Genomic DNA, 24,547 nt, shown 5'->3' on the forward strand with positions numbered 1-24,547 from the left:
AGCGAAACGAGGTTGACCCGTCGGTGATGGTTCTCACGTGCCTGTGCTCCGCTCTGTGGTGCCGGGCTGGTGCGGGTGCTGCGGGGTCGTCGGGGCTGCGGGGTGGTCAGGCGTCGGGGTCGAAGGTGACCGGCAGTCCTTCGAACTCCGAGCCGGTGGGCGGGACCTCGAGGGCGGCCAGGGAGAAGCGCATGACCTCGTTGAAGACGGGCCCGCAGACCTCGCTGCCGGTGTAGGGGCCGTCCGTGGGGTTCTGGACGACGCAGTAGACGGTGACGCGGGGGTCGTCGGCGGGGGCGAACCCGGCGAACGACGAGGTGTAGCCGTCGTAGACGCCGGTCTCGGGGTCCACCCGGTTGGCGGTACCGGTCTTTCCCGCGACGCGGTAGCCGGGGATGCGGGCGGCCGAGCCGGTGCCGTCAGGGCTCGCGACCACGGTCTCCAGCATGCGGGTCAGCTCGGTCGCGGTGTCCTGGCCCACCACGCGCTGGCGTTCGGGCTCGGGCGCGGCCCGGTACTCGCCGTCCGGGCCCGTGGTGCCGCGCACGAGGGAGGGCGTGACGCGCTCGCCGCCGTTGGCGAGCGTCGAGTAGACGGACGCGGCCTGCACGGCGTTGACGGACAGGCCCTGGCCGAACGGGATCGTGTACTGCTGTGAGGCGTTCCAGTCCTCGGGGTCGGCGAGGATGCCGGGGGTCTCGCCGGGGAAGCCGAGCCCGGTGGGGCTGCCGAAGCCGAAGGCGCGCAGATAGGAGTGGAGGACCTCGTTGGCCTCGGGCTGGGTGTCGCCCAGCTCCTCGGCGGCGAGGATCGTGCCGATGTTGCTCGACTGGGCCAGGACGCCGGCGAGGGTGAGGTGGAGCGTCTCGTGCTCCACGTGGTCGGCGAAGCTGCGGTCGGCGCGCGGGAGGCGGTTGGGCACGGTGACATGCGTGCCGCTCGTGGCCGCCTCCTCCTCGAGAACGGCGGCCATGGTGATGACCTTGCTGGTGGAGCCGAGCTCGAACGCGTCCTGGAGCGCGGGGTTGCCCAGGCCCTGGCCGTCCACCGCCGACAGGTCGTTGGGGTCGTAGCCGGGGGCGCTCGCCAGGGCGAGCAGCTCGCCCGTGGTGGTGTCCTGGACGACGACATAGCCGCTGTCCGCCGCCGACTCCTCGACCTGGGCCTCGATGGCGTGCTGCGCGGCCCACTGGATGTCGCGGTCGAGGGTCAGCTCGATGTCGGTGCCGGGGACGGCGGGGTTCTCCGTCTCCTCGGCGGTGGGGATGCGGCGGCCGCCCGACTGGGCGTAGGTGATGTCGCCGTCCTCGCCGGAGAGCTGGTCCTCGAGCTGCGCCTCGAGGCCGCCGCCGCCCACGCCCTCGCCGTTGACGAAGCCGAGGACGGCGGCGGCGAGGTCGGCGTTGGGGTAGACGCGCTTGGAGTTCTCCTCGGCGAAGACGCCGGAGAGCACCTGCTCGCCCGTGCCCTTGGCCTCCTGCTCGGCGAGGTTGGCGCGCAGGTCCTGGATCTGCCGCCACACGGCCGGGAGTTGCTCGCGGGCGAGCACGGCGTAGCGCGACTCGGGGTCGTCGAGCAGGTCGGTGAGCTCGGCGGCGTCCCTACCGAGGATCGGGGCGAGCAGCGCGGCGGCGCGCTCGGGGGCGTCGGGGATGCCGGTCTCCTCCTCGGAGAAGAGGAGCGGGTCGGCGGTGATGTCGTAGGCATCCACGGTGGTGGCGAGGGCGGCGCCGTCGCGGTCGGTGATGTCGCCGCGCTCGGCGGACAGCGGGACGGTGACATAGCGGTTGACGGTGGCCTGCTCGGTGTAGGAGGAGGCGCCGACGGCCTGGACCTGGAGCAGCCGCACGGAGAACGCCACCATGATGAGCGTCAGCGCCAGGCCGATCAGGCGCAGCCTGGGGCGTGGGGAGCCCAGGCGCAACGCGGGGCCCTCGGGGCGGGAACGGCGCGGGTGCGGCGGCCTGGGCGCGGTCATGAGGTCTCCCCCGGTCGGGGCGCCCCCGGCGTCGCGGTGGGCGCCTGGGCCGGCGGCGCGGTCACCGTCGGGCTCGGGCTCGGCTGGGTCTCGGCGGCGCCCCCGGGTGCGGACGGGGGCGCGGTGGGCGGCGCGGGCGGCCCCGGGGGCGCGGGGACGGCGGGGGCGAGGCCGCCGGACTGCGGGGCGATCTCCGGGCGTTCCTCCGAACCGTCCGCCGGATCCTCGCCGTTGGCCGCGTCGTCGCCCTCGGCCTCGTCGTCGGGCTCGGGCGTGGGCTCGGGGGCGGGCTCGGGGGCGGGCTCGGCCTCGCCGAGGACGGTGCCGTCGGGGCCGATGAACGCGGGCGGCCCCGCCGGGACGAGGCCCAGCTCGCGGGCCCGCTCGGCCAGGGCGTCGGGGGCCGCGTACCCGTCCACCTCGGCCTGGAGCTCCTGTCCCTCGTCGGTCAGCTCGCGGGTCTCCCTGCGCAGCTCGCTCAGCTCGAACGAGCCCTGGTTGAGCGAGGCGTTGAGGAACAGCAGGGCGATCATGCCGAGGCCGAGCAGCCCCACGACGAGCAGGACGAACGGGGCGCGGGCGGCGGACGAGGAACGCGTGGGCACCAGCCCGGCGAGGCGGGTCAGCCGCGTCTGGGGCCCGGGGCCTCGGGAACGGCTCATCTGACGGCCTCCCTGACGCGTTCGGCGGCGCGCAGGCGGGCGGGGGCGGCGCGGCTGTTCTCGGCGAGCTCCTCCTCGCCCGGCTGCTCGGCGCCGCGGGTCAGCAGGCGCAGGCGCGGCTGGTACTGCTCGGGGATGACGGGCAGGCCGGGCGGGGCCGTCGACCCGGCGCCCTCGGCCAGGGCCCGCTTGACCAGCCGGTCCTCGAGCGAGTGGTACGACAGGACCGCGACGCGGCCGCCCACGGCGAGGGCGCCGATGGCGGCGGGCAGGGCGCGTTCGAGCACGCGCAGCTCGCCGTTGACCTCGATGCGCAGGGCCTGGAAGGTGCGCTTGGCGGGGTTGCCGCCGGTGCGCTTGGCGGCCTGCGGCAGGGCGTCGCGGATGAGGGTGACGAGCCTGGCGGTCGAGGTCAGCGGCTCGCGGCGGCGCTCCTTGGCGATGGCGTCGACGATGCGGCGGGCGTTGCGCTCCTCGCCGTAGGCGCGCAGGACGCGGACCAACTCGCCCGGGGGGTAGGTGTTCAGGACGTCGGCTGCGCTCGGGCCCTTGGACTGGTCCATCCGCATGTCGAGGGGGGCGTCGCGGGCGTAGGCGAAGCCGCGGTCGGCCTCGTCGAGCTGCATGGACGAGACGCCGAGGTCGAAGAGCACGGCGGCCACTCGGGTGATGCCGAGGCGCGCGAGGACGTCGGGGAGCTCGTCGTAGACGGCGTGCACGAGGGTGGCGCGGTCGCCGTGCGGGGCGAGGCGCTCGCCGGCCAGCCGCAGCGCCTCGGGGTCGCGGTCGAGGGCGACGAGGCGGGCCTCGGGGAACGCGGTGAGCAGCGCCTCGCTGTGCCCGCCGAGGCCGAGGGTGCAATCGACCGCCACCGCCCCTGGGGCACGCAGCGCCGGGCCGAGCAGCTCGAGGCAGCGCCTGAGCATGACGGGGCGGTGCCGGGCCTCCGGCGGCCGGTCGTTGCTGGTCGTCATGTGCCTTCCGGGGGGAGGTGAGACAGGTGACGGGCGAATGACGGGCGGAAACAGTGGCCTGGTGCACGCCTCCCGGTGCGCGTCACACTAGCCCACCGGTTTCCGCGGTCACCGGACCGACCCCAGGATGCGCCAGGAAGCTGTGACCCGCATCACTCGTCCCGGCGAGACGCCTCGCTGGCGCTCGTATTACCGTCACAGATATGACGCAGACGGTCACCGATGAGCTTCTCCGGGCCAACGAACGCTACGCCGAGGCGTTCACCGACCCCGGAATGGACGCCAGACCAGTGCGCAAGGTGGCGATCGTCGCCTGCATGGACGCCCGTCTCGACCTGCACGAGGCCCTGGGCCTCGAGCTGGGCGACTGCCACACCATCAGGAACGCCGGTGGTGTGGTCACCGACGACGTGATCCGTTCCCTGACCATCAGTCAACGGCTCCTCCAGACCCGCGCCGTGGTACTCATCCACCACACGGGGTGCGGGCTGCACGGCCTGAGCGAGGACTTCAGGCACGAGATCGAGCTCGAGGTCGGTCAGCGGCCGAACTGGGCGCTGGAATCGTTCCGCGACCTCGACCAGGACGTGCGCCAGTCGATGGCCCGCGTGCGCACCTCCCCTTTTCTCCCGCACACTGATGACGTACGCGGCTTTGTGTTCGACGTGACGACCGGGCTGCTGCGGGAGGTCGACCCCGCGGGCACGCCGGGCCGGTGACGGGCGGCCCCCGCAGTGTGAAGAATGCTGCGGGGAGGCAACCGTCCGGTTCGGAATCGGTGTCCGGTTGATCGACACGGCCCGGCGGCACGTCGGGCCTGGCATGGCAAATGGGGCCGAGGAGGGCCGGGTGACGACCTATGAGGAGCAGACCAACCTCACCGATCTGAGCGCCACGGCGGAGCAGGTGCGCCGCGCGGTGGAGAGCGTGATCGAGGGGAAGCCGGAGGTCGTACGGCTCTCGCTGACGGTGCTGCTCGCCGGGGGGCACCTGCTGCTCGAGGACGTGCCGGGCGTCGGCAAGACGATGCTGGCCAAGGCGCTGGCGAAGTCGATCGACTGCTCGGTGCAGCGCATCCAGTTCACGCCGGATCTGCTGCCCACCGACATCACCGGGGTCAGCGTCTACGACCAGCAGCGCAAGGAGTTCGAGTTCAAGCCGGGGGCAGTGTTCGCGCAGATCGTCATCGGCGACGAGATCAACCGCGCCTCGCCCAAGACGCAGTCGGCGCTGCTCGAGTCGATGGAGGAGCGCCAGGTCACGGCGGACGGGCGCACCTACGAGCTGCCGCGCCCCTTCATGGTGATCGCGACGCAGAACCCCGTGGAGATGGAGGGGACGTATCCGCTGCCCGAGGCGCAGCGGGACCGTTTCATGGCGCGGGTCTCGGTCGGCTATCCGAGCGCCGAGGCCGAGCTGCGGATGCTGGAGTCGCACGGGGGCGTCTCGCCGCTGGCGTCGCTGCGGCCCGCGGCGCACGCGAGCGACGTGATCAAGCTGATCGAGGCCGTGCGCGAGGTGCACGTGTCGGACGCGGTGCGGCGTTACGCCGTCGATCTCACCGCGGCCACCCGCGGCCACCCCGAGCTGCGGCTCGGGGCGTCGCCGCGCGCGACGCTCCACCTGGTGCGGGCGGCCAAGGCCGCGGCGGCGCTCGCCGGGCGCGGCTTCGTGCTGCCCGACGACATCCAGCAGCTCGCGGTGCCCGTGCTGGCCCACCGGCTGCTGCCGAGCGCGCAGGCCCAGCTGAACCGGCACACCACCGAGCAGTTCGTGACCGACATCGTGCGGCGGACCTCCGTGCCCGACCCCTACGCCGCCCAGCGCCTGCGGGGCTACTGATGGCCGAGCACCGGCCGCCCGCGGGAGCGGAGGACGACCGGGGGCCGCTGCGGGCGGCGTTCGCCGGGCTGACCACGCGCGGCCGGTCGTTCCTCGCGGCCGGGGGCGCGGCGGCGGCGTGCGCGTATCTGCTGGGGCAGCCCGACCTGCTGCGCGTGGGGATGCTGCTCGCCGCGCTGCCCGTGCTCTGCGTGCTGGTGCTGCACGGCACCCGCAGCCGGGTGGCGGCGGCGCGGCGCCTGTCGCCCGCCCGGGTGGGCGCGGGCAGCGAGGCGCGGGTGCACCTGCGCGTGGAGAACGTCGCGCGCGTGCCCAGCGGGCTGCTGCTGCTCCAGGACCGGGTGCCCTATGTGCTGGGGCCGAGGCCGCGGTTCGTGCTCGACCGCATCGAGCCCGGCGGGCGGCGCGAGGTGACGTACCGGATCCGCTCGGACCTGCGGGGGCGCTACCCGCTCGGGCCCCTGCAACTGCGGCTCGCCGACCCGTTCGGGATGGTGGAGCTGAGCCGGTCGTTCAACGCGTACGACGTGATGACCGTGCTGCCGCGGATCGAGTCGCTGCCGCCGGTGCGGCTCGGCGGCGACGCGGGCGGGCACGGGGACGGCAGGCAGCGCGTCATCGCGGTGGCGGGCGACGACGACATCATCCCGCGCGACTACCGGCACGGCGACGACCTGCGGCGCGTGCACTGGCGCTCGACGGCGCACCGGGGCGCGCTCATGGTGCGGCGCGAGGAGCAGCCGCTCCAGGCGCGGTGCACCGTGCTGCTCGACACGCGGCGGCGGGCCTATGCGGGCGGCGGGCCCGAATCGGCGTTCGAACGAGCGGTGTCGGGGGCCGCCTCGGTCGTGAGCCACCTGGTGGCGCTGGGGTACGGCGCGCAGCTCGTGACCGACACCGGTCTCGCGATGCCGGGCCCCGACACCAGCACGGCCGACACCACCGAGGTCACCGGGCTGATCATGGACGCGCTCGCGGTGGTCGACCACTCGGCCAACGACGGGCTCGACGGGGCGCTCGGGGGCGCGCGGGGCGGCGACACCGGGCTGCTGATCGCGTTCATCGGCGCCGTGGACGACGAGCAGATCGCCGTGCTCGGGCGGCTGAGGCAGCGGGCCACCGGCGCGGTCGCGCTGCTCGCGGCCGGTCAGTGGGACCCTGCGTACGAGGCGGACCGGCTGCGGGCGTTGGGACAGGCGGGGTGGACGGCGCTCGCGCTCCACCAGGGCGTGCCGCTCGGGCGGCTGTGGCAGCAGGCCGCGCTCGAGCTCGCGGGCGCGGGCCGGGGCGTGACCGGGCCGCGATGAGCCGCGGGTGCCCGATGAGCCGGAGGGATGGAACGGGCGGATGAACGGCCGGATGGACAGCAGGATACGGATGGCCTGTGCGGCGTGGGTCGCCACGCTCGCCGCGGCGTGCGCGCTGCTGCCGCTGATCGACGGCTCGGACTGGATGGTCCAGGTCGCGATCCTCTCGGCCACCCAGACGGGCATCGGGGTCCTGATGCGCTGGCGTGGCATGGCCATGCCGCTGACCGTCGCGGTGCAGGCGCTGGCGTCGCTGCTCATGCTGACCGTGGTCTCGGCGGCGGAGTACGCGGTCGGCGGGCTGCTGCCGGGGCCCGCGGCGTTCGACCGGTTCGGGCGGCTGCTCTCCGCGGGGGCCGAGGACATCGGCCGGTATGTGGTGCCCGCGCCCGCGACCGAGGGCATCAGGCTCATGGTGTTCGGCGGGGTGCTGCTGATCGGGCTGCTCGTGGACGTCCTCGCGGTGCCCATGCGCAGCGCGGCGGCGGCCGGGCTGCCGCTGCTCGCGCTGTACTCGGTGGCCGCGGGCGTCGCCCAGGACGCGTCGAGCTGGCCGTACTTCGTGACCGCGGCGGCCGGGTACCTGGTGCTGCTGCTCGCGGAGGGGCGTGAACGGCTCGGCACCTGGGGGAGGTTCTTCGGCGGGCCAGGACATGGGCGGCCGATGGGTCCGCGGGACACCGTGCTCGGCGCGGGGCCGAGGGCGCGCGCCGGGCGGCGCATCGGCGCGGTGAGCCTGGGCGTCGCCGCGCTCGCGCCCGCGCTGCTGCCGTCGCTCGGCGGCGGGCTGCTCGACCTCGACGGCGAGGGCGGCACCGGGGGCGGGGGCGGCTCGGTCTCGTCGGTGAACCCCGTGGTCGCGCTCCAGGACCAGCTCAACCAGCCCGCGGACCGCGAGATCCTGCGGTACAGGACCAACAGCCCGTCGCCCGACGAGATGTATCTGCGGCTGGTCGCGCTCGACGACTTCACGGGCGAGGAGTGGCTCTCCTCGCGCTGGCACACCCCGGTGCCCGGCGGGCCATGGGGCGTGAACGGGCTCGGCCCCGACGTCGAGACGTCGCAGGTGACCACGTCGATCGCGGCGTCGGAGAGCTACGCCCAGTCGTCGCTGCCGGTGCCGTATCCGGCGGAGTGGATCGAGACCACGGGCGGCTGGTCGTTCGACTCCGGCTCCCAGACGCTCGTGTCGAACGACTCGGGGCTGTCCGCGAGCGGGCGCGACTACGAGGTCAACCACCTGCTCGTCGAGCCCACCGCCGACCAGCTGGCCAGGGCCCCGCGGCCGCGCACCGACATCGCGCAGCACTACACGCGGGTCCCCGACAACCTGCCGCCCGAGGTCAGGGAGACCGCGCTCGAGGTCACCGGGGACGCCCGCAACGACCACGCGCGGGCGGTGGCGTTGCAGGAGTGGTTCACGGGCTCGGGCGGGTTCGCCTACGACACCGAGGTGGAGTCGGGCAGCGGCACCGAGGCGATCGTCAACTTCCTGGAGCAGAGGGAAGGATTCTGCGTCCACTTCGCCTTCACCATGGCGGCCATGGCGCGGACGCTCGACATTCCCGCGCAGGTCGCGGTCGGGTTCACGCCGGGGACCCGGATGCCGGGCGGCACCTACTCGGTGGGCATCCACAACGCGCACGCGTGGCCCGAGCTGTACTTCGAGGGCATCGGCTGGGTCAGGTTCGAGCCGACGCCCGGCCAGGGGAACGCGCCCGACCACACCCGGCCCGACTACGCCGCGCCCGACCAGGACGGCCCGTCGGATCCCGAGGTGCCCGAGCCCGAGCCCTCGGAGGCCGAGCCCACGCCGACGCCGACCGCGCCCGACCGCTGCGACCCCGCCGTGGACGGCGCGTGCGGGCCCCAGGAGCCGATCACGCTGGACAGCGAGGACCAGGCCGGGCTGCCCGGGTGGTGGGCCGCGCTGTGGCTCGGCGGCGGCGGCCTGGTGCTCGCGCTGCTCGGCGGGCCGCTGCTGTGGCGGACCAGGGCCAGGGCCGGGCGGCTCGCGCAGGGCGCCGGGTCGCTGGCGGCCTGGCGGGAGCTGAAGGACACCGCGTGGGATCACGGCGTGCCGCCGCAGAGCTGGGAGACGCCCCGGCAGGCGGGCGAGCGGCTGGTGCGGGTCACCGGGCTCGACGAGGAGGCCGCGGCGGCCGTGCTGCGGGTGGCCACGGCCGTGGAGGAGGAGCTGTACGCCCCGCCGGGCGCGCGGCGCGAGGAACGCGGGCTCGCCCATGACGTGCGCACCGCGACGGCGGGCCTGCGCGCCGGGGCGAGCCGGGCCGAACGGTGGCGGGCAGTCCTTCTGCCGCGTTCCGCCATATGGGTGACACGACTGCTCGCCGAGCGGCGGGCCGCCCTCGTCGGACGCCTGCGGGCCAGGTCGGGGCGGATCACGGCCAGGTTCGCGCGCCGCCGGGCCTGAGGGCGGCGGCCTCGGGGCCCCTCGCGGGGCTCTGCGGGCGCCCGGGGCGCCTGGGGCGGGGCTGTCCCGTGAGGGGCCCCGCGCGGCCCCTGGAGCGCCCATGGCGCGACCGGGGCGACCGGGGCCGCGACCCGGCCGCGAACGGCATGCAGAAGGGCCGCCCGGCACCTGCCGGGCGGCCCTCAACGCTTCTCGTCGGCCTCAGTCGTCGCGCGCGTCGCGGCGTCGCTGCCAGCGCTGCTCGATCCTGTTCATCATGGAACGGCGCTGCTTCTGGCCGCGCTGCCTGCCACCCGAGCCCTCGCCGCGCGCCTGCCCCTCGCCCGCCGGAGGCGACTTGCGCCAGCCGGTCACGGCGACGACGGCACAACCGAGCATCACGAGGAAGCCCACCACGCTGAGGGCGATGAACTGGGCGACCATGCCTCCCATGAGGAGGCCGATCCCCACAAGGAAACCGGCAATCGCTTGGTAAACCCGCTTGCGGGTGTACGTGCGCAGCTCGTTTCCCTCAAGCGCTGTCGCGAATTTGGGATCTTCGGCGTACAGCGCTCGCTCCATTTGTTCGAGCATGCGCTGCTCGTGGTCCGAGAGCGGCACGGAGTCCTCCTACTCGTCGGTCGCGGTGGCGACCCGATCCGACTCTTCCAAGGATAGGCAGGGAAGTCTCCCTGTGAAACCCACCCCTGTACGCCAATTTCGCCCACCACACCCGGCACGCCAAGCTCCGCGGGGTTGGGAATGTCCTTCCCTCGCGAACCTCGGATCATGCCCAGCTGGTCCCTCACGATGATACGAGGAACTGGACTACAGTTCGCCCGGAAGCTCGGCGAGCATATGCAGCTGTCCGGCGATCGCCCGGAACGCCGGCTGACGGGCCGCTTCCGCTTCGAGCCTGGTCAGGGCGGCGAGGGCGGCGGGCTCCGTGTCCACGAGCGAGCCCGGCACCAGATCGGCGAAGACACGGATGCCGTGCGCCTCCCCCGGCACCAGGCCCGCCTCGCTCACCAGCGACGTCAGCCCCTCCACGGTGAAACGGTGCGGCACCGGGTCAGCCTCGCCCCAGCGCCCCGCCGGGTCGGCGAGCGCCCTGCGGGCCTCGGAGAACCGCCCGGCCAGCGCCCGCGAGAGCACCGCGCCGCCGACTCCCGCCACCAGCAGGCTCACCGTGCCGCCGCTCCCGCGCAGCGCGCCGACCACCGAGGCCAGCGCGGCGGCGGGCTCCTCCACATACTCGAGCACGCCGTGGCACAGCACCACGTCGAACGCGTCGCGCCCGGCGACGCTCAGCAGGTCCTGGGTGTCCCCCTGGACGCCGCGGACCCTGCCGCCCTCCGCCGAGTCCCATGAGACGCCCTCCTCGGCCGCCCTGCGCCCGAGCGCGAACAGCGCGTCGGGGCTGGGGTCGACCACGGTGACCCGGTGGCCGAGCCCGGCCAGGGGAACGGCGAAGCTGCCGCTGCCGCCCCCGGTGTCGAGGACGTCGAGCACCGGCCGCCCCGCGGCCTCGGCGCGCCGCGCGACCGCCCGCCGCAGCACCTCCCAGGCCACCCCCGCGCGCAGCGCGGCGTGCGGTCCCGGCACGGGGCCGCCCGGGGCGCTGACCCTCGACTCTGACGGCATGGTGGTGGTGCTCCTCGGTGTGGCCTGACGGGGGCCTCACCACCCTACTTGCCGCCCCGCTCCCCCTGCCCGCCCCGCTCGCGGTCGGCGCGCAGCATCGGCTGGCGCACCAGCTTCTCCTCCACCAGGCGCACGAAGAACCCGGCGGCCCGCGCCAGCTCGTCGGCGTCGGCCCGGGAGACAACCCCCCTGATCCCGGCGTCTATGCGGGCCCGCCGCTCCGCGCTCGCGGCGAACAGCACGCCCCACTCGGCCAGCTCGGGGGCTATCTCCGGCAGCACCTCCCACACGCCACGGATCCGGCGCCGCCCGCGGGCCGTCGGCTCGGGGCGGCCCCTGACGGCGAGCACGGCCGCGGCCGCGCGCAGCGCGGCGAGGTGGGCGGTCACATAGGACTCGCCGGGGTCGGTGAGCGCGGCCGCCTCGTCGAGGCCGCGCTCCGCCTTGGCGAGCAGGTCGAGCGCGGCCGGCGGCGCGGGAGCCCGGCGCGGCACAGGGTGCACATCGGTCGGGAGTCCGTTCATGACGAGCCTCCAGTCAGTCGTCACTCGCGTCGTACAGCGTCGTGTGCGGAAGCCAGCGTGTGCTGATTCCGCGCGGATTGCGCATCTGTGCACATGGTGACCCATGGCACTGACAATCCGTCGGGAGTGGCCTTGACGTGGGAAGGCCGGGACCGGTCGCCGAGCAGTGGTGCCCGGGGCGCGCGTGGCACGCGACGCTCGCCGAACTGCGCGGGCTCGTCCCGCGGGTGGTGGAGGAGGTGCTCGAAGAGGGCGTGGCCTCACGGGAGTCGGCGCCGGGCATCGACGTCGGGCTGACCGCGGGGACGCTGGTCGGGATGGTCGTCGTCGGGCCGCTGGAGTGGCGGACGTTCCCCGCGGGGCGCTCGATCGACGACGTGCGGGCGGCGTTCTCGCCGCTGCTGCGCGGCCGGATCACCGGGGGCGGAGGGCCATGACGGAACGCCCTCCGCTCCCCGGTGAGTTCCCCCACCCCGGGTATGGCCGAGCCCCTGTACCCTCCGCCGCCCCGTGTCGGCGGTCCGGCCCACGGGCCCTGCCGCGCCTCACTCTTCCGTGACGCGCGGCAGCTTCCCTCCGTCGTGCTACTCAGGGGGTACTCAACCGGGTACTCAGGTGCCCCGGCGCACGCACGCCCAACGCACGCCGAACGGCGGCCGGTCGGGGCCGAGGGGGGAGAGACGACGGACGCGGCCGGTCAGTACCGCTGGTCGTCGGAGTAGTAGTAGCCCTGGCCCGCCGATGGGCCGTACGCGTCGTGTCCCGGGTAGTCCTGGGCCTGCGGCTGCTGCGGCGGCTGCTGCTGCGGCTGTTGGGGGTAGCCATAGCCGGGGTCGGGCAGGTCGGGGACGGGGCTCTCGCGCTGCTGCGGCACCCACACGCCGCCGGGCGGCGTCTCCTGGTAGTAGGTGTCGGACGCGGCGGGCCAGGGCGCGCCCGCGTGCTCGTCGGCGGGGGCCGGGGACCCGGAGTAGTCGGCCGCGTAGTCCGCGGCGTAGGTGGCGGCGTACTGCTGGTGCTCGGGGGCGTACGGCTCGGCGCCGTAGTCCTGCCGCGGGGTGCCCCAGGCCGGGGTCTCCGCGGGGTAGTCGCCCTGGTAACTCCCGTAGCCCGCCGCCGTGGTGGCGTAGGGGTCCGGGTAGACGTCCCCGGTGTCCCGCGCCTGGTCCCCGTATATCTCGCCGCCGTCACCCGCGTACGCGGCGAAGCCATCGGCGGGCGTCTCGTCCGGCATGGGCGGGACGCCCGGCGCCTCGGGGACGACCCCGGGGGCGTCCGGCGGCGGCGGGGGAACGTCCGCCTCGTCGACCGCCTCGTCGACCGATCCGTCGGAAACGGCGGGCAACGGCCGTACGCCGCCCGCCCCTTCACGCCTGCGCCTGCTGGTGCCCGGCTTGCCGCCGAGCGCCCAGCCGGTCGAGAAGCCGCGGCGGAACGAGAGGGTGACAAACGTCTGGCCCGTGGCGAACGCGACCGCGCCCACCGCGATCAGCGGCACATGGGACAGGACGACGCCGATCACGACGCCGAGGAACCCGCAGAACGCCACGAGCCGCCAGCGCAGCCGCGCCTTGTACTGGAGCAGGACCTCTCCGAGCAGCCACAGGGCCACGATGCCAAAAGCGATGTAGAGGACCGTCCAGCCCATTACGCCCCTCTCCAGTGACCTAAGTCCGCTGGTGCAGACCCAGATTCTTGTAGACCTCCAGCGTCGCCGTGGAGTGCACCGATGTGTTCAGGGTGATGAAGTGGAGCCCTGGGATGTCCTCCTCCATCAGCCTCGCACACAACTCCGTGGCGAAATCGATCCCGACCGAGCGTACAGCCATCGGGTCGTCTTTGACCGCGAGGATGCGCCTTTCCAGCTCGGGCGGGAACGCCGCGTTGCTGAGCTGGGTGAAGCGCTCGATCTGCCGGACGCTGGTGATCGGCATCACCTCGGGGATGATGGGCGTCGCACAGCCCGCGGCGGCCACGCGGTCGCGCAACCGCAGGTAGTCCTCGGGGTAGAAGAACATCTGGGTGATCGCGTAGTCCGCGCCCGCGCGGCACTTGGCGACGAAGTGCCGGATGTCGGTCTCCCAGTCGGCGGACCTGGGGTGCATCTCGGGGAACGCCGCGACGCCCACGCAGAAGTCGCCCGACTCCTTGATGAGGCGGACCAACTCGGCGGCGTAGGTGATCCCCTCGGGGTGCCGCGTCCACTCCCCCATCGGGTCGCCCGGCGGGTCGCCGCGCAGCGCCAGCATGTTCCTGATGCCCGCGCCCGCGTACTGGCCCACGATGTTCCGGAGCTCGGCCACCGAGTGGTTGACCGCGGTGAGGTGGGCGACGGGCGTCAGCGTGGTCTCGGTGGCGATCCGCTCGGTGGCCCGCACGGTCCGCTCGCGGGACGAGCCGCCCGCGCCATAGGTCACGGAGACGAACGTCGGGCCCACCGCCTCCACCCTGCGGATGGCGCTCCACAGGGTGCGTTCGCCCTTCTCGGTCTTCGGCGGGCTGAACTCGAAGGAGTAGGAGCGCTCCCCCGCCGCGAGCAGGTCGCGCACGGTCGGCGCGCGCCCGGTCATCCTGCTGGCAATGCCTAGGGCCATGTGACGAAGGCTACCCGGAACGGGCGAACGCGCCCGGTCAGCGTCCGGGGAGCGGACGCTCGCGCAGCCGCCGCGCCAGGGCGGCCGCCGCGTCGGCCGGATCGTCCGCCTCGGTGACGGCGCGGACCACCACGACCCGGCGGGCGCCCGCGTCGAGCACCGCGTCCAGGGTCCCCGCGTCGATGCCGCCGATGGCGAACCACGGGCGGTCACCCGCGGTGGCCGCGGCGTGGCGCACCAGGGGGAGCCCGGGGGCGTGGCGGCCCGGCTTGGTCGGGGTGGGCCAGCAGGGGCCCGTGCAGAAGTAGTCCACGCGGGGGTCGGCGACGGCGGCGGCCACCTCGGCCTCCGCGTGCGTGGAGCGCCCGATCAGCACGTCGTCGCCGAGGATGGCCCTGGCGGCGGCCACCGGCAGGTCCCCCTGGCCCAGGTGCAGGATGTCGGGCCCGGCCGCGTGCGCCACGTCCGCCCGGTCGTTGACCGCGAGGAGCCGGCCGTGCCGCCGACAGGCGTCGGCGAACACGGCCAGGTGCTCCAACTCCTCGGCCGCCTCGAGCGTCTTGTCGCGCAGCTGCACGATGTCCACGCCCGCGGCGAGCACCGCGTCGAGGAACCCCGGCAGATCGCCCTGCCGCTTTCTGGCGTCCGTGCACAGATAGAGCCGGGCGTCGGCGAGCCGCATGGGTCCCCCCTGGCGTTCAGATCGTGACGTTCAGGTCACACGGCGTTCAGGTCACACGGCGAGCGCCTGGGCGCGGCGCTTCACCTCCGTGCCCCGATTCTCGCGCAGCGCGTCGGCGGGCGTGCCGGGGAGGCTGTCGTCGGGCGTGAAGAGCCACTCCAGCATCTCCTCGTCCGTGAAGCCGTCGTCGCGCAGCAGCGTCAGGGTGCCGGCCAGGCCCTTGACGATCTTGCCGCCGCCCACGAAGGCGGCGGGCACCTGGAGGACACGATTCTCGCCCCTGCGCACGGCGATGAGCTGGCCCTCCTTGACCAGCTGCCGGACCCGGGTCACCTCGACGCCGAGCTCATCGGCGACATCGGGAACGGTGAGCCAGGCGGGGACGAGAGCGTCGGTCTTCGCATCAATCTCGGTCACACGTCCAGCCTGCCACCTTCCACCGACAGCCGTCAGCGGGCGGCGGCCTTGAGTGGTACGGACGGGTCGGCGGCCCGCCCCGGGTCGAGCGCGGCGCCGCGTTCCAGCAGGCGGCGGCCCTGGGACAGGTCGCGGGGGCGGTCAACGGCGAGGAACGCCTTCAGCGCCCCGCCCTCGCCGAGCCACAGGGCCGTCCACCCCGGGTCCCCGGGGTCGCCGCGCCACAGCAGGGCGTCGGACGGGCCGCGCAGGCCCGCGTGGGCCACGTACCGGCCGAACTGCTCCGACCAGAAGTACGGCACCGGGTCGTGGACGGCCTCGTCGCCCAGGATCCCGGCGGCCACGGTGGCGGGCCCGGTCATGGCGTTGTCCCAGTGGTGGATCAGCAGCCGCCTGCCGCCGTAGCGGGCGGCGGGGTAGGACGCGCAGTCGCCGACCGCCCACACACCGGGCGCCGAGGCGCGCAGGGCGGCGTCGGCCGCGACCGAGCCGTCGGCGGCCAGCGCGACGCCCGAGCCCGCGAGCCAGCCGGTGGCCGGGCGCGAGCCGACCCCGACCAGCACGGCGTCCGCGCCGACCACGGTGCCGTCGGCCAGCTCGACCTCGCCCTCCCTGACCGCGGTCACGGGCGAGCCGGTGCGCAGCTCGGCGCCCGCGTCGGCGTACCAGCGGCGCATCGGCGCGGTCACCTCGGCGGGCAGCGCGCCCGCGAGCGGCTGGTGACCCGCCTCGACCACGGTCACCCGGCAGCCCGAGGCGCGCGCCGCGGTGGCCACCTCGGCGCCGATCCAGCCCGCGCCCACCGCGACCACGCTGCCGCCCGCGGCGAGGACGGGCCTCAGGCGGCGCGCGTCGTCGAGGGTGCGCAGGGTGTGCACCCGCGCGAGCTCCCCGGTGCCTGGCAACGTGACGGGCCCGGCGCCCGTGGCGAGCACCAGGTGGTCGTACGGCACCGGGCCCGCGTCGGTCTCGAGCACCCGGGCGTCCACGCGCAGGCCCGTGGCGGTGCGGCCGAGCGCGAGCTCGACGCCGAGGGCCGCGAAGTCCACGTCGAGATCGGCGCGTTCGGCCGTGCCGAGCAGCAGCTCCTTGGACAGCGGGGGGCGGTCGTAGGGCGGATGGGTCTCCGCCCCGACGAGCGTGACCGGGCCCGCCCAGCCGCGCTCCCTCAGCCGGGCCGCGGTGTGCGCCCCCGCGAGACCCGCTCCCACCACGACCACACCGGACTCACTCACGCGCCCCAGCGTACGAGGGTATAAAGGCGGGGTGACTCCGGAGCCCTCCTCGCCCTCCAGGCCCGTCACCCTGGAGGACGTGGCCCGTGTCGCCGGGGTGTCCCGCGCCACCGTGTCACGCGTGATCAACGGCGAGGCCACCGTCGACCCCAGGCTGCGCAAGCTGGTCGAGGGGGCCATCGCGCGGACCCGCTACGTGCCCAACCGCGCGGCGCGTTCGCTGGTGACGCGGCGCACCGACTCGGTGGCGCTGGTCGTCTCGGAGCGGGAACAGCGCGATGTGACGGGCCCGTTCGTGGGCCGGATCTTCTCCGACCCCTACTTCGGGCGCGTGGTCGGCGGGCTGCTCGAGGTGGCCAGGCCGCGCGGGGTGCAGATGGTGCTGCTCCTCGCGGACGACGAGCCCTCGCGCACCCAGCTGCTCGGCTATCTCCAGCAGGGGCACGTGGACGGCGTGGTGCTGATCTCCTCGCACGCCGACGACCCGCTGCCCGGGCTGCTCGCGCGGACGGCGCTGCCCGCGGTGCTCGCGGGGCGGCCCGCGACGCCGCTCTCGCTGACCTCGGTGGACGCCGACCAGCGGGCGGGCGCGCGGCTCGCGGCCGAGCACCTGGCGGCGACCGGGCGGCGGCGCGTCGCGGCGATCGCGGGGCCGCAGGACATGACGGCGGCGCGCGAGCGGCTCGCGGGGTTCCTGGCGGCGGCCGAGGAGCGCGGCCTGGCCGATGTGGTGTGGACCGAGGGGGACTTCACCCAGGCGAGCGGCACGTCGGGGATGCAGCGGCTGCTCGAGCTGCGGCCCGATCTCGACGCGGTGTTCGTCGCCTCCGACCTGATGGCGCTCGGCGCGGTGGCGGCGCTGCACCGGCAGGGCAGGCGGGTGCCCGACGACGTGGCCGTGGTGGGCTTCGACGACAGCAGCTCGGCGCTCGCGTGCGACCCGCCGCTCACGACGGTCAGGCAGCCGGTGGAGGAGATGGCCGCGGAGATGGCCAGGCTGCTGCTGCGCCAGATCGACACGGGGGAACGGCCGCTGCCCTCGGTCGTGTTCCACCCCGAGCTGGTGATCCGGCAGAGCGGCTGAACGTCCCAGGCGCGCGCTCCGGCGCGCGGCGGCGGCCGTCGGCGCCCGGGGAAGGGACGAACGCCGACGGCCACTTACCGGTGGCCGTTCACCGGTGGCCGTTCACTGATAGACGGTCACTGATAGACGCTCACTGGTAGACGCGGACGTAGTCCACCCGCATCCGCTGGGGGAAGACCGTGGAGCCGTCGGGCGGCCCCGGCCAGTCGCCGCCCACCGCGGTGTTCAGGATGAGGAAGAAGTCATGATCGAAGACCCAGGGCCCGACCGTCCTCTCCAGCTCCGCGCGGTCGACGGTGTGCACGACGTTGTCGTCCACGGTGAACACCATGCCCCGGCTGTCCCACTCCACCGCGTACACGTGGTAGTCGGCCGAGGCGGGGGCGGGCAGCTCGTACGAGTCGCCGTAGCCGCCACCGCCGTTGTACGCGGGGGCGTGCAGCGTGGAGTGCACGGTGTTGGGCTCGTGGCCCACGTGCTCCATGATGTCGATCTCACCGGTGTAGGGCCACGGGCGGCCCTCCGAGTAGAAGTCGGAGCCGAGCATCCAGAACGCCGGCCACATGCCGCGCGTGCTGGCCACCTGGATCCTGGCCTCGACGCGGCCGTAGGTGAAGTCGAACTTCCCGTAGGTGTTGATCCGGCCCGAGGTGTACTGGCACGTCGTGGAGCCGCTCAGCGGGTCGACCGGGCAGCTGGAGCCCGGGGTCTCCTGGCGGCGCGACTCGATGACGAGGGAGCCGTTGCCGTCCAGCGTGGTGTTCTGCCCGTCGGTGTAGATCTGGAGCTCGTTGTTGCGCCCGTTGCCCGGGTCCTGGCTCCACTTGGCCGGGTCGGGGGTCGCGCCCGCGGGCCCGTCGAACTCGTCGCTCCACACCAGCCGCGGCGGATCGGCCGGGTCCTGCGGAACGGGCGGGGCCTCGGGGGCGCCGCCGGTGCCGTACACCTGGAACTCCCACAGCGAGTAGCCGTAGGGGCCCGAGCGCTGCGTGCCGTACATCCGCACATAGCGGCCCTCGCCCGAGACGGTCAGCTCCTCGCGGAAGCCGGAGCCCGTCGTGGTCGCGTAGACGGTCTCCCAGCTCTGGTTGTCGTCCGAGACCTGGATCTCGTACGCGAGGGCGTTGGCCGGGTCCCACTGGAGGACGACGCGGCTGATGCTCGCCGGGGCGCCCAGGTCCACGGAGATCCAGCCCGGGTCGGTCCAGCCGTTCTCGGGCGAGGTCGCCCAGCGGCTGGCCGGGTCGAAGTCGAACGCGCGGGCGGGGACGCACTCCCAGCAGTTGCCGTCGTGCTGGCTGGTGGACGCCTGCGCGGGCTTGTTGTAGGAGAGCAGGACCTCTTCCTGGGCCGCCGCGGAGGGACCGGCCAGGGCGGTGAGGCCGAGGAGCGTCGCCAGCGCGGCGACCAGCGCCGCCAGCGCGCGCGGCAGGCGCCTCCTCGGTTTCGTGGCATGCATGATCTCGTCCTGATCCTTTCCGGAGTATCGGGGTGGGGGGTGTATCGGCGTGGGGGCTCGGGGTGGCCGCGGTCAGCCGTCCAGGGCCGTGAGCTCGGCGAGCTGGTCGGCGCGGGCCTCCTCGAGACCGGCGGCGAGCGCGGTCGCGTCGGCGTCGGCTCCCGACTCCGCCTCGGAACGCGACACCCGGGCCGACTGCTCGAGGTGCTCGCGGAGATGGGGCTTGGCCTCGCGGTCGAAGGCGGCGCCCTCGGTGGCGGCGAGGGCGGTCAGCTCGTCCTCGGTGACCATCCCCGGCATGTCGTGCCCCTCGTGGAGGTTGGTGTACTCGACGCCCGCCTCGTCCAACAGGGCGTGCAGCTCGGTGAGTTCGGAACGGTGCTGCTCGGCGAGCCCCGCGGCGAACTCCCGGAAGGCCGGGTCGGAGCCGCGCTCGGCCACGTCGTCGAGCAGCGGCAGCAGCTGGTCGTTGACCGGGATCATCAGCTGGATCCAGGCGAGGTCGGTGGCGTTGAGCGTGCCCACCGCGGCGGGGTCGGTGGCCGTGCCCGAGGCGGCGTCGCCCGTCGCGCGCGGCTCGCGCGGCTCGTCCTCGTTCCCGCCGCCGCAGCCGGTCAGCGGCGGCAGCGCGAACAGGGCGGCGAGCAGCGCGGCGGCGGCCGTGCGCGCGGTGGGGGTGGTCGGCATGGGACCCCGGCTCCTTCCTGATGGTGCCGGTCCGCACGGGGCGGACCGGCACCCGGGTGCGCCTGCTTCGGTGGTGCTCAGAAGGGTCGGACGGGGGTCACGAGGGGACGCCGTCGGCGCCGCACTTGATGACCGGGCGGATGCAGTCCTCGACCCGCCGGAGCATCTCGTCCTCGGGCCACGCGTTGAAGAAGTCGCCGTGCATGGTGTAGCCCGCTCCAGAGGCCAGCTCGAAGCCCGAGGGATCGCCGTTGACCGGGTAGCGCAGCACCTGCCGGAGCTTCGGCACCGCCACCGGGTGCGTCGACGGGCACTGGCCGGCCACCGGGTAGGCCATGTGGCTCTTGTGGTCGGGGGAGTCGAGGTTCACGCCGTCCCAGCACTGCGGGAAGTCCAGATACGACTCCAACGCGGTGCCGCTTGGGCAGTTGACGAAGTCCTGCGAGGGGTTGACATGCCCGGCGTGCAGGCACGACCACCGCGCGATGGACTGGTCGGGGCCTGTGGCGAGGGCGTTGCCCGCCACGATCTTCAGACCCTGGGGAAGCGGCTGGGTGTTGGCGACCACGTCGGCGTCGACGCCCTCGCCCAGGTAGTAGAACGTCGCCGACTGCGGCTCGACCGGCTGACCGTTCGCGTACAGGGTCGGCACCCAGTACGAGGACAGGTCGATGACCGGGTCACACGTGCTGTCGCCCTGGAGCAGGTCGCCCAGGTTGGTGGTGCCCGCGTCGGTCACCGTGCTGCCGAAGAAGCTGTGCATGTGCGACGCCCCGGGCATGTCGGGGAAGACGATCGGGTCGTCCGGCAGCCGGTGGCTGAACGCGCACTCGGCCACGAACTCCGCGACGCGCACGGCGTTCGGGCCGACGTCCGCCGCCCGCTCCTCGGGCGCGGCCGTGGAGGTGGAGGAGACGAACAGCTGCGAGGCGAGCAGCGCGGCGATGGCAAGCACCGCGAGGAGCGCGCGACGGGGCCACGGCGCCGTCCCGTCGCGAGGGTGGGGTGATGTCACGTGCTCTCCCATCGGGGGGGTGGTGGGGGGTCAGAGAGCGCTCTCACGCGGAACTTAGAAGTGGCCGCCCATGCCGTCAAGGCATCCGGCGCATTCCCGGAACCGAATCCGGAGATGCCGGTGGGCAAGTCGAGAGAGCGCTCTCTCGGCGGCGGGGCGACCCGCACTCCCCCGGCGCTCGCGGCGCGTACTACGCTGGCGTCCGAGAAAGGCACCACGGGAGCCCGGCGCACCGGGCTGAGAGGGAGGCTGGCCGGCCTCCGACCGTACGCACCTGATCCGGGTCATGCCGGCGAAGGGAGGAGTCGCGTGGTTCCGCGTACCGCATCACCCCATCCATCGGATCCGACCGATCCGTCGGATCCATCGGGTTCGCCGCGTCCACAGGGCCGTTCACGCCCGCGCGCGTCGTTCGACGCGGTCGTGGTGGGCGGCGGCGTCATCGGCCTGGTCACCGCGTGGCGGGCGGCCGGGCGTGGGCTGCGCACCGCGGTGGTCGACCCGGCGCCCGGCGGCGGCGCCGCCCGGGTGGCGGCCGGGATGCTGGCCGCCGTCACGGAGTTGCACCACGGCGAGGAGCCGCTGCTCGGCCTCGGCCTCGCCTCGGCGGCGCGCTGGGCCGACTTCGCGGCCGAGCTGGCCGAGGCGGCGGGCGCGGGCGTCGGGTACCGCGCGTGCGGCACGCTCGCCGCCGCGCTCGACGCGGACGACCGGGCGGAGCTGCGGGAGTTGCACGCGTTGCAACGCCGCTGCGGCCTGGAGACCGAGTGGCTGACGGGGCGTGAGTGCCGACAGTTGGAGCCGATGCTCGCGCCGGGCGTGCGCGGGGGGCTCAGGGTGGACGGCGACCACCAGGCGGATCCCCGGCTGCTGACGGCCGCGCTGCTGACGGCGTGTGAACGGGCCGGGGTGGCGTTCCACCGGGCCTGGGCGCGCGAGGTGACGGTGGCGCGGGGGCGGGCCACGGGGGTGGCGCTCGACGACGGCACGGGCCTGGCCGCCGGGCTCACCGTGCTCGCCGGGGGCTGCCACAGCGGGCGGCTCGGCGGGCTGCCGCCCGAGGTGGCGGTGCCGGTGCGGCCGGTCAAGGGGCAGGTCCTGCGGCTGCGGATCACGCGGCCCTACGCGCCGTTCCTCTCGCGCACCGTGCGCGCGGTGGTGCGCGGCGGGCACGTGTACCTGGTGCCGCGGGAGAGCGGCGAGCTCGTGGTGGGCGCGACGTCGGAGGAGCGCGGCCTCGACACCACGGTGACGGCCGGTGGCGTGTACCAACTGCTCCGGGACGCCCATGAGTTGGTGCCGGGGATCACCGAGCTGCCGCTCGTCGAGACCCGGGCGGGGCTGCGGCCCGCGACGCCGGACAACGCCCCGCTGCTCGGCCCCACGGCGCTCCCCGGGCTGCACCTGGCGACCGGTCACCACCGCAACGGTGTCCTGCTCGCCCCGGTCACCGGGGACGTGCTGGCCGTCTCGCTGACGACGGGCGAGCTGCCGGACCACGCCCGCCCGTTCGCGGCGGACCGATTCGCCCGCAGCGGCTGGGAGGTGCCGGCGTGACGGACACGGTGAACGGCCGGATGACCGTGTGGGTGAACGGGGAACGCCGCGCCCTGGCCCCTGGCACCACGCTGGGCGCGCTGGTGGGCGAGCTGACCTCGGCGGCCTCGGGGGTCGCCGCCGCGGTGAACGAGACGGTGGTCCCGCGCGGGCGCTGGGCGGGGACCGCGCTGGCCGAGGGCGACCGCGTCGAGGTACTGACCGCAGTGCAGGGAGGCTGACCAGCCATGACCACCCCATCGACGCCGACACCCGTACAGCCGCAGACACCGACGCAGACGCAGACGCAGACGCCGACGGCACACCCCGGCGGCGAGGCGGTCGGGGATGCCCAGGACTCCTGGCGCCTCGGCGCGTTGCGGCTGACCTCGCGGCTGATCATGGGCACGGGCGGCGCGCCCAGCCTCGAGGTGCTGCGGGACGCGCTGGCCGCGTCGGGCACGCAGCTGACGACGGTGGCGATGCGCCGCCTCGACCCCCGGGTGGGCGGCTCGGTCCTGTCGGTGCTCAAGGAGCTCGGCATCGTCCCGCTGCCCAACACCGCGGGCTGTCACACGGTGGGCGAGGCCGTGCTGACCGCGCGGCTCGCGCGCGAGGCGCTCGGCACCGACCTGGTGAAGCTCGAGGTGATCGCCGACGAGCGCACCCTGCTGCCCGACCCCGTGGCCACGCTGGACGCGGCGGAGCTCCTGGTGGACGACGGGTTCACGGTGCTGCCTTACACCAACGACGACCCGGTGATCGCCCAGCGCCTCGAGGAGGCGGGCTGCGCGGCGGTGATGCCGCTCGGCTCGCCCATCGGCTCGGGCCTCGGCATCCGCAACCCGCACAACTTCCGGCTCATCGCCGAGCGCGTCTCCGTGCCCGTGATCCTGGACGCGGGGGCGGGCACGGCGTCGGACGCGGCGCTCGCGATGGAGCTCGGGTGCGCGGGGGTCATGCTGGCGTCCGCGGTGACCCGCGCGCAGCGGCCGGTGCTGATGGCGGAGGCGATGCGGCACGCCGTGGCCGCGGGGCGCCTGGCGCACCGGGCGGGGCGGATGCCGCGGCGGCACCACGCCGAGGCGTCGTCCCCGGCCGAGGGTCTCGCGGCGCTCGATCCCGAGCGTCCGGCGTTCTCGTACTGATATACGATCCACGCCTACGATTCACGCTGTTGCCCCAGGGGGAGCGACACCGCACCTGGTACCACGCCCTTGGGGGGTCTGTGAGCACACCGCCGCCACCTGACGCGCCACCGGCATACGGCGCCGCGCCGCCCATACCCCCGGCGCCTCCCGTGCCGCCGCGGCAGCCGTTCGGCAAGCTGCCGATCTGGGCGTTCGTCACGTCGTTCGGCCTCTTCCCGCTCGGTCTGATGCTCGGCGTCCTCGCGCTCGCCAGGCCGCGGTTCACTCCCGAGCGGGGGCGCGGCCTCGCGGTGGCCGGGCTGGTGATCGCGTCGTTGCAGGTGGTGGCGCTCGCGGTGGCCGTTCCGCTCGCCGCGATGAGCGACCACAGGGGCGGCGGGGGCCCCGCCGACAGGACGGACATCGGGGCCGCCCCTGGCGGCGCGGGGGACAGGGACGGCGGCTCGGAGGGCGACCCCGGGGACGGCCCGGGGGACGGCTCGGGGGACACGGACGGCGAGAACGTCGAGGTCAACGACATCGAGCCGGGCGACTGCTTCGACCCCGGCACAAGCCTGGACGCGTTCGGCGAGGGCGTCGAGGAAACGTCTGTCACCCGCCGCCCGTGCGACGGGCCGCACGAGGCGGAGGCGTTCGGCACGGTCCTGGTCGAGGGGTACGACGCCTTCCCCGGCGACGCGGAGATCCTCACGCTGGCCGAGGAGGAGTGCGACCGGCTGATCCAGGGCTATGTCCTCGACACCTGGGCGCTCCCGCTCGACGTCAGCCCGTACTACTACCACCCGACCAGGGCCTCATGGGAGTTCGGCGACCGGGAGGTCGTCTGCTTCCTCGGCCACTTCGACGGCGGCGAGCTGGACGGGACGCTGCGCGGGGACCCCAGCGACATGGACGAGGAGCAGCTGGGCTATCTGGAGATCACCACCCCGCTCGACATGGTGACCTGGAGCGAGCCGATGCCGGAGGCCGAGCTCGCGGACCGTCAGGCGTGGGCCGCGCGCATGGCCGAGGTGGTGGCGGCCGAGACCGAGGCGCTCGCGGGCCACGCGTGGTCGCCGGGGATCGACGAGCTGATCGGGCGGCTCGTCCAGGCGCGCGAGGAGAGCATGGCCAGCTGGTCGGGCGCGGCGGGCGCGGTGGACGCCGCGGCGTTCGACGCCTATGTGGAGACGGGGTACGCGGTGATGGGCATCGATCTCGAGGTCGAGATCCGCGAGACGCTCGGCCTGTCGACGGGGGTGTAGCTCCCTCGGGCCCGACGCCCGCCTCAGGGAGGGCGTGGCGGTCCCCCCGGGGAGGGTGGGCGTTTCGTCACCGTTCGGCTGCGGTTGTGGCGCGGGGTC

General features: G+C 74.4%; 23 protein-coding genes, 1 pseudogene and 1 riboswitch. Of the genes and pseudogenes, 10 read left to right on the forward strand and 14 right to left on the reverse strand.

All coding sequences use genetic code 11. The annotated features are described in order from the left end of the window. Positions 1 to 106: 106 nt before the first annotated feature. Genes D7318_RS21995 through rsmH form a run of 3 tightly spaced genes read right to left on the reverse strand, consistent with a single transcriptional unit; the run spans position 107 to position 3,614 of the window. Entirely contained in the window at positions 107 to 1,978 is a 1,872-nt protein-coding gene (locus tag D7318_RS21995; RefSeq protein ID WP_120698898.1) for a peptidoglycan D,D-transpeptidase FtsI family protein, read from the reverse strand. Beyond that, positions 1,975 to 2,640, reverse strand: coding sequence for a septum formation initiator family protein (locus tag D7318_RS22000; RefSeq protein ID WP_120698899.1), 666 nt, complete (start codon positions 2,638 to 2,640; stop codon positions 1,975 to 1,977). The genes D7318_RS21995 and D7318_RS22000 overlap by 4 nt, the downstream gene beginning before the upstream one ends. Then, a complete protein-coding gene (gene rsmH, locus D7318_RS22005) occupies positions 2,637 to 3,614 on the reverse strand; it encodes a 16S rRNA (cytosine(1402)-N(4))-methyltransferase RsmH (RefSeq protein WP_120698900.1) in 978 nt (325 codons plus the stop codon). Before rsmH ends, D7318_RS22000 begins: the two co-directional genes overlap by 4 nt. Positions 3,615 to 3,817: 203 nt before the next feature. Between rsmH and D7318_RS22010 the strand changes: the two genes are divergently transcribed. From D7318_RS22010 to D7318_RS22025, 4 genes are all read left to right on the forward strand, one after another. Then, the gene (locus tag D7318_RS22010; RefSeq protein WP_120698901.1) at positions 3,818 to 4,333 is read left to right on the forward strand and encodes a beta-class carbonic anhydrase; all 516 of its coding nucleotides are present in this window, start codon (positions 3,818 to 3,820) and stop codon (positions 4,331 to 4,333) included. Between the two features lie 130 nt (positions 4,334 to 4,463). Beyond that, positions 4,464 to 5,456, forward strand: coding sequence for an AAA family ATPase (locus tag D7318_RS22015; protein WP_120698902.1), 993 nt, complete (start codon positions 4,464 to 4,466; stop codon positions 5,454 to 5,456). Next, a complete protein-coding gene (locus D7318_RS22020; protein ID WP_120698903.1) occupies positions 5,456 to 6,763 on the forward strand; it encodes a DUF58 domain-containing protein in 1,308 nt (435 codons plus the stop codon). The genes D7318_RS22015 and D7318_RS22020 overlap by 1 nt, the downstream gene beginning before the upstream one ends. A gap of 52 nt (positions 6,764 to 6,815) precedes the next feature. Further along, positions 6,816 to 9,197 carry a transglutaminase TgpA family protein gene (locus D7318_RS22025; protein WP_120698952.1) on the forward strand — a complete coding sequence of 794 codons (2,382 nt, stop codon included), beginning with the start codon at positions 6,816 to 6,818 and terminating at the stop codon, positions 9,195 to 9,197. Positions 9,198 to 9,398: 201 nt separating this feature from the next. Here the strand turns inward: D7318_RS22025 and D7318_RS22030 are convergent, their stop codons facing one another. From D7318_RS22030 to D7318_RS22040, 3 genes are all read right to left on the reverse strand, one after another. Then, positions 9,399 to 9,797 (reverse strand): DUF3040 domain-containing protein, encoded by a 399-nt coding sequence (locus D7318_RS22030; protein WP_120698904.1) that lies wholly within the window; start codon positions 9,795 to 9,797, stop codon positions 9,399 to 9,401. A gap of 207 nt (positions 9,798 to 10,004) precedes the next feature. Continuing rightward, positions 10,005 to 10,820 (reverse strand): class I SAM-dependent methyltransferase, encoded by an 816-nt coding sequence (locus D7318_RS22035; RefSeq protein ID WP_120698905.1) that lies wholly within the window; start codon positions 10,818 to 10,820, stop codon positions 10,005 to 10,007. 44 nt (positions 10,821 to 10,864) lie between these two features. Continuing rightward, on the reverse strand, positions 10,865 to 11,344 hold the full coding sequence (locus tag D7318_RS22040; RefSeq protein WP_120698906.1) for an SAV_6107 family HEPN domain-containing protein: 480 nt from the start codon (positions 11,342 to 11,344) through the stop codon (positions 10,865 to 10,867). A gap of 137 nt (positions 11,345 to 11,481) precedes the next feature. On the opposite strand from D7318_RS22040, the gene D7318_RS22045 reads away from it, so the two are divergent. Continuing rightward, on the forward strand, positions 11,482 to 11,781 hold the full coding sequence (locus D7318_RS22045) for a hypothetical protein (protein WP_120698907.1): 300 nt from the start codon (positions 11,482 to 11,484) through the stop codon (positions 11,779 to 11,781). Between the two features lie 260 nt (positions 11,782 to 12,041). On the opposite strand, the gene D7318_RS22050 is transcribed toward D7318_RS22045, so the two are convergent. The 5 genes from D7318_RS22050 to D7318_RS22070 are packed head-to-tail and all read right to left on the reverse strand — an operon-like array spanning position 12,042 to position 16,272. Beyond that, on the reverse strand, positions 12,042 to 12,992 hold the full coding sequence (locus D7318_RS22050) for a hypothetical protein (protein ID WP_120698908.1): 951 nt from the start codon (positions 12,990 to 12,992) through the stop codon (positions 12,042 to 12,044). A 19-nt stretch (positions 12,993 to 13,011) separates the two neighbouring features. Beyond that, the gene (gene metF, locus D7318_RS22055) at positions 13,012 to 13,938 is read right to left on the reverse strand and encodes a methylenetetrahydrofolate reductase [NAD(P)H] (RefSeq protein WP_120698909.1); all 927 of its coding nucleotides are present in this window, start codon (positions 13,936 to 13,938) and stop codon (positions 13,012 to 13,014) included. A gap of 37 nt (positions 13,939 to 13,975) precedes the next feature. Then, a complete protein-coding gene (thiE, locus tag D7318_RS22060) occupies positions 13,976 to 14,620 on the reverse strand; it encodes a thiamine phosphate synthase (RefSeq protein WP_120698910.1) in 645 nt (214 codons plus the stop codon). A gap of 51 nt (positions 14,621 to 14,671) precedes the next feature. Continuing rightward, a complete protein-coding gene (locus tag D7318_RS22065) occupies positions 14,672 to 15,037 on the reverse strand; it encodes an Rv2175c family DNA-binding protein (RefSeq protein ID WP_113686542.1) in 366 nt (121 codons plus the stop codon). A 32-nt stretch (positions 15,038 to 15,069) separates the two neighbouring features. Next, positions 15,070 to 16,272, reverse strand: a complete 1,203-nt coding sequence (locus tag D7318_RS22070; protein WP_230423953.1) for an NAD(P)/FAD-dependent oxidoreductase — start codon at positions 16,270 to 16,272, stop codon at positions 15,070 to 15,072. Between the two features lie 31 nt (positions 16,273 to 16,303). On the opposite strand from D7318_RS22070, the gene D7318_RS22075 reads away from it, so the two are divergent. After that, a complete protein-coding gene (locus D7318_RS22075) occupies positions 16,304 to 17,356 on the forward strand; it encodes a LacI family DNA-binding transcriptional regulator (protein WP_120698912.1) in 1,053 nt (350 codons plus the stop codon). Between the two features lie 130 nt (positions 17,357 to 17,486). On the opposite strand, the pseudogene D7318_RS22080 reads toward D7318_RS22075, so the two are convergent. The 3 genes and pseudogenes from D7318_RS22080 to D7318_RS22090 form a co-directional block, all read right to left on the reverse strand. After that, a pseudogene (locus D7318_RS22080) lies at positions 17,487 to 18,698 on the reverse strand (family 16 glycosylhydrolase); the annotation flags it as partial. Positions 18,699 to 18,887: 189 nt separating this feature from the next. Then, positions 18,888 to 19,502: a DUF305 domain-containing protein gene (locus D7318_RS22085; protein WP_120698914.1), complete on the reverse strand. Its 615-nt coding sequence runs from the start codon at positions 19,500 to 19,502 to the stop codon at positions 18,888 to 18,890. Positions 19,503 to 19,599: 97 nt separating this feature from the next. Next, the gene (locus D7318_RS22090; RefSeq protein ID WP_120698915.1) at positions 19,600 to 20,529 is read right to left on the reverse strand and encodes a DUF1996 domain-containing protein; all 930 of its coding nucleotides are present in this window, start codon (positions 20,527 to 20,529) and stop codon (positions 19,600 to 19,602) included. A 194-nt stretch (positions 20,530 to 20,723) separates the two neighbouring features. After that, positions 20,724 to 20,835: riboswitch (TPP riboswitch) on the forward strand. Between the two features lie 105 nt (positions 20,836 to 20,940). Here D7318_RS22090 and thiO point away from each other — a divergent pair. The 4 genes from thiO to D7318_RS22110 all read left to right on the forward strand — a co-directional run bounded on the left by thiO (position 20,941) and on the right by D7318_RS22110 (position 24,448). After that, the gene (gene thiO, locus D7318_RS22095) at positions 20,941 to 22,074 is read left to right on the forward strand and encodes a glycine oxidase ThiO (protein ID WP_230423955.1); all 1,134 of its coding nucleotides are present in this window, start codon (positions 20,941 to 20,943) and stop codon (positions 22,072 to 22,074) included. Positions 22,075 to 22,094: 20 nt separating this feature from the next. Next, on the forward strand, positions 22,095 to 22,295 hold the full coding sequence (gene thiS, locus D7318_RS22100; protein WP_120698953.1) for a sulfur carrier protein ThiS: 201 nt from the start codon (positions 22,095 to 22,097) through the stop codon (positions 22,293 to 22,295). Between the two features lie 6 nt (positions 22,296 to 22,301). Then, complete coding sequence (locus D7318_RS22105; RefSeq protein ID WP_120698917.1) at positions 22,302 to 23,201, forward strand: thiazole synthase; 900 nt, start codon at positions 22,302 to 22,304, stop codon at positions 23,199 to 23,201. Positions 23,202 to 23,353: 152 nt separating this feature from the next. Then, a complete protein-coding gene (locus D7318_RS22110) occupies positions 23,354 to 24,448 on the forward strand; it encodes a DUF4190 domain-containing protein (protein ID WP_120698918.1) in 1,095 nt (364 codons plus the stop codon). The last annotated feature ends 99 nt before the right edge of the window (positions 24,449 to 24,547 follow it).

This window comes from Streptomyces radicis (assembly GCF_003626575.1).
Lineage (GTDB): Bacteria > Actinomycetota > Actinomycetes > Streptomycetales > Streptomycetaceae > Streptomyces > Streptomyces radicis.

Bases quoted from the DNA above. Each gene is read 5' to 3' on its own strand.
- D7318_RS22105 (WP_120698917.1), top strand. From the start codon at position 22,302: ATGACCACCCCATCGACGCCGACACCCGTACAGCCGCAGACACCGACG.
- D7318_RS22085 (WP_120698914.1), bottom strand. From the start codon at position 19,502: ATGCCGACCACCCCCACCGCGCGCACGGCCGCCGCCGCGCTGCTCGCC.
- D7318_RS22010 (WP_120698901.1), top strand. From the start codon at position 3,818: ATGACGCAGACGGTCACCGATGAGCTTCTCCGGGCCAACGAACGCTAC.
- D7318_RS22000 (WP_120698899.1), bottom strand. From the start codon at position 2,640: ATGAGCCGTTCCCGAGGCCCCGGGCCCCAGACGCGGCTGACCCGCCTC.
- D7318_RS21995 (WP_120698898.1), bottom strand. From the start codon at position 1,978: ATGACCGCGCCCAGGCCGCCGCACCCGCGCCGTTCCCGCCCCGAGGGC.
- D7318_RS22025 (WP_120698952.1), top strand. From the start codon at position 6,816: ATGGACAGCAGGATACGGATGGCCTGTGCGGCGTGGGTCGCCACGCTC.
- D7318_RS22020 (WP_120698903.1), top strand. From the start codon at position 5,456: ATGGCCGAGCACCGGCCGCCCGCGGGAGCGGAGGACGACCGGGGGCCG.
- D7318_RS22050 (WP_120698908.1), bottom strand. From the start codon at position 12,992: ATGGGCTGGACGGTCCTCTACATCGCTTTTGGCATCGTGGCCCTGTGG.
- thiS (WP_120698953.1), top strand. From the start codon at position 22,095: ATGACCGTGTGGGTGAACGGGGAACGCCGCGCCCTGGCCCCTGGCACC.
- metF (WP_120698909.1), bottom strand. From the start codon at position 13,938: ATGGCCCTAGGCATTGCCAGCAGGATGACCGGGCGCGCGCCGACCGTG.
- thiE (WP_120698910.1), bottom strand. From the start codon at position 14,620: ATGCGGCTCGCCGACGCCCGGCTCTATCTGTGCACGGACGCCAGAAAG.
- D7318_RS22090 (WP_120698915.1), bottom strand. From the start codon at position 20,529: ATGGGAGAGCACGTGACATCACCCCACCCTCGCGACGGGACGGCGCCG.
- D7318_RS22040 (WP_120698906.1), bottom strand. From the start codon at position 11,344: ATGAACGGACTCCCGACCGATGTGCACCCTGTGCCGCGCCGGGCTCCC.
- D7318_RS22035 (WP_120698905.1), bottom strand. From the start codon at position 10,820: ATGCCGTCAGAGTCGAGGGTCAGCGCCCCGGGCGGCCCCGTGCCGGGA.
- rsmH (WP_120698900.1), bottom strand. From the start codon at position 3,614: ATGACGACCAGCAACGACCGGCCGCCGGAGGCCCGGCACCGCCCCGTC.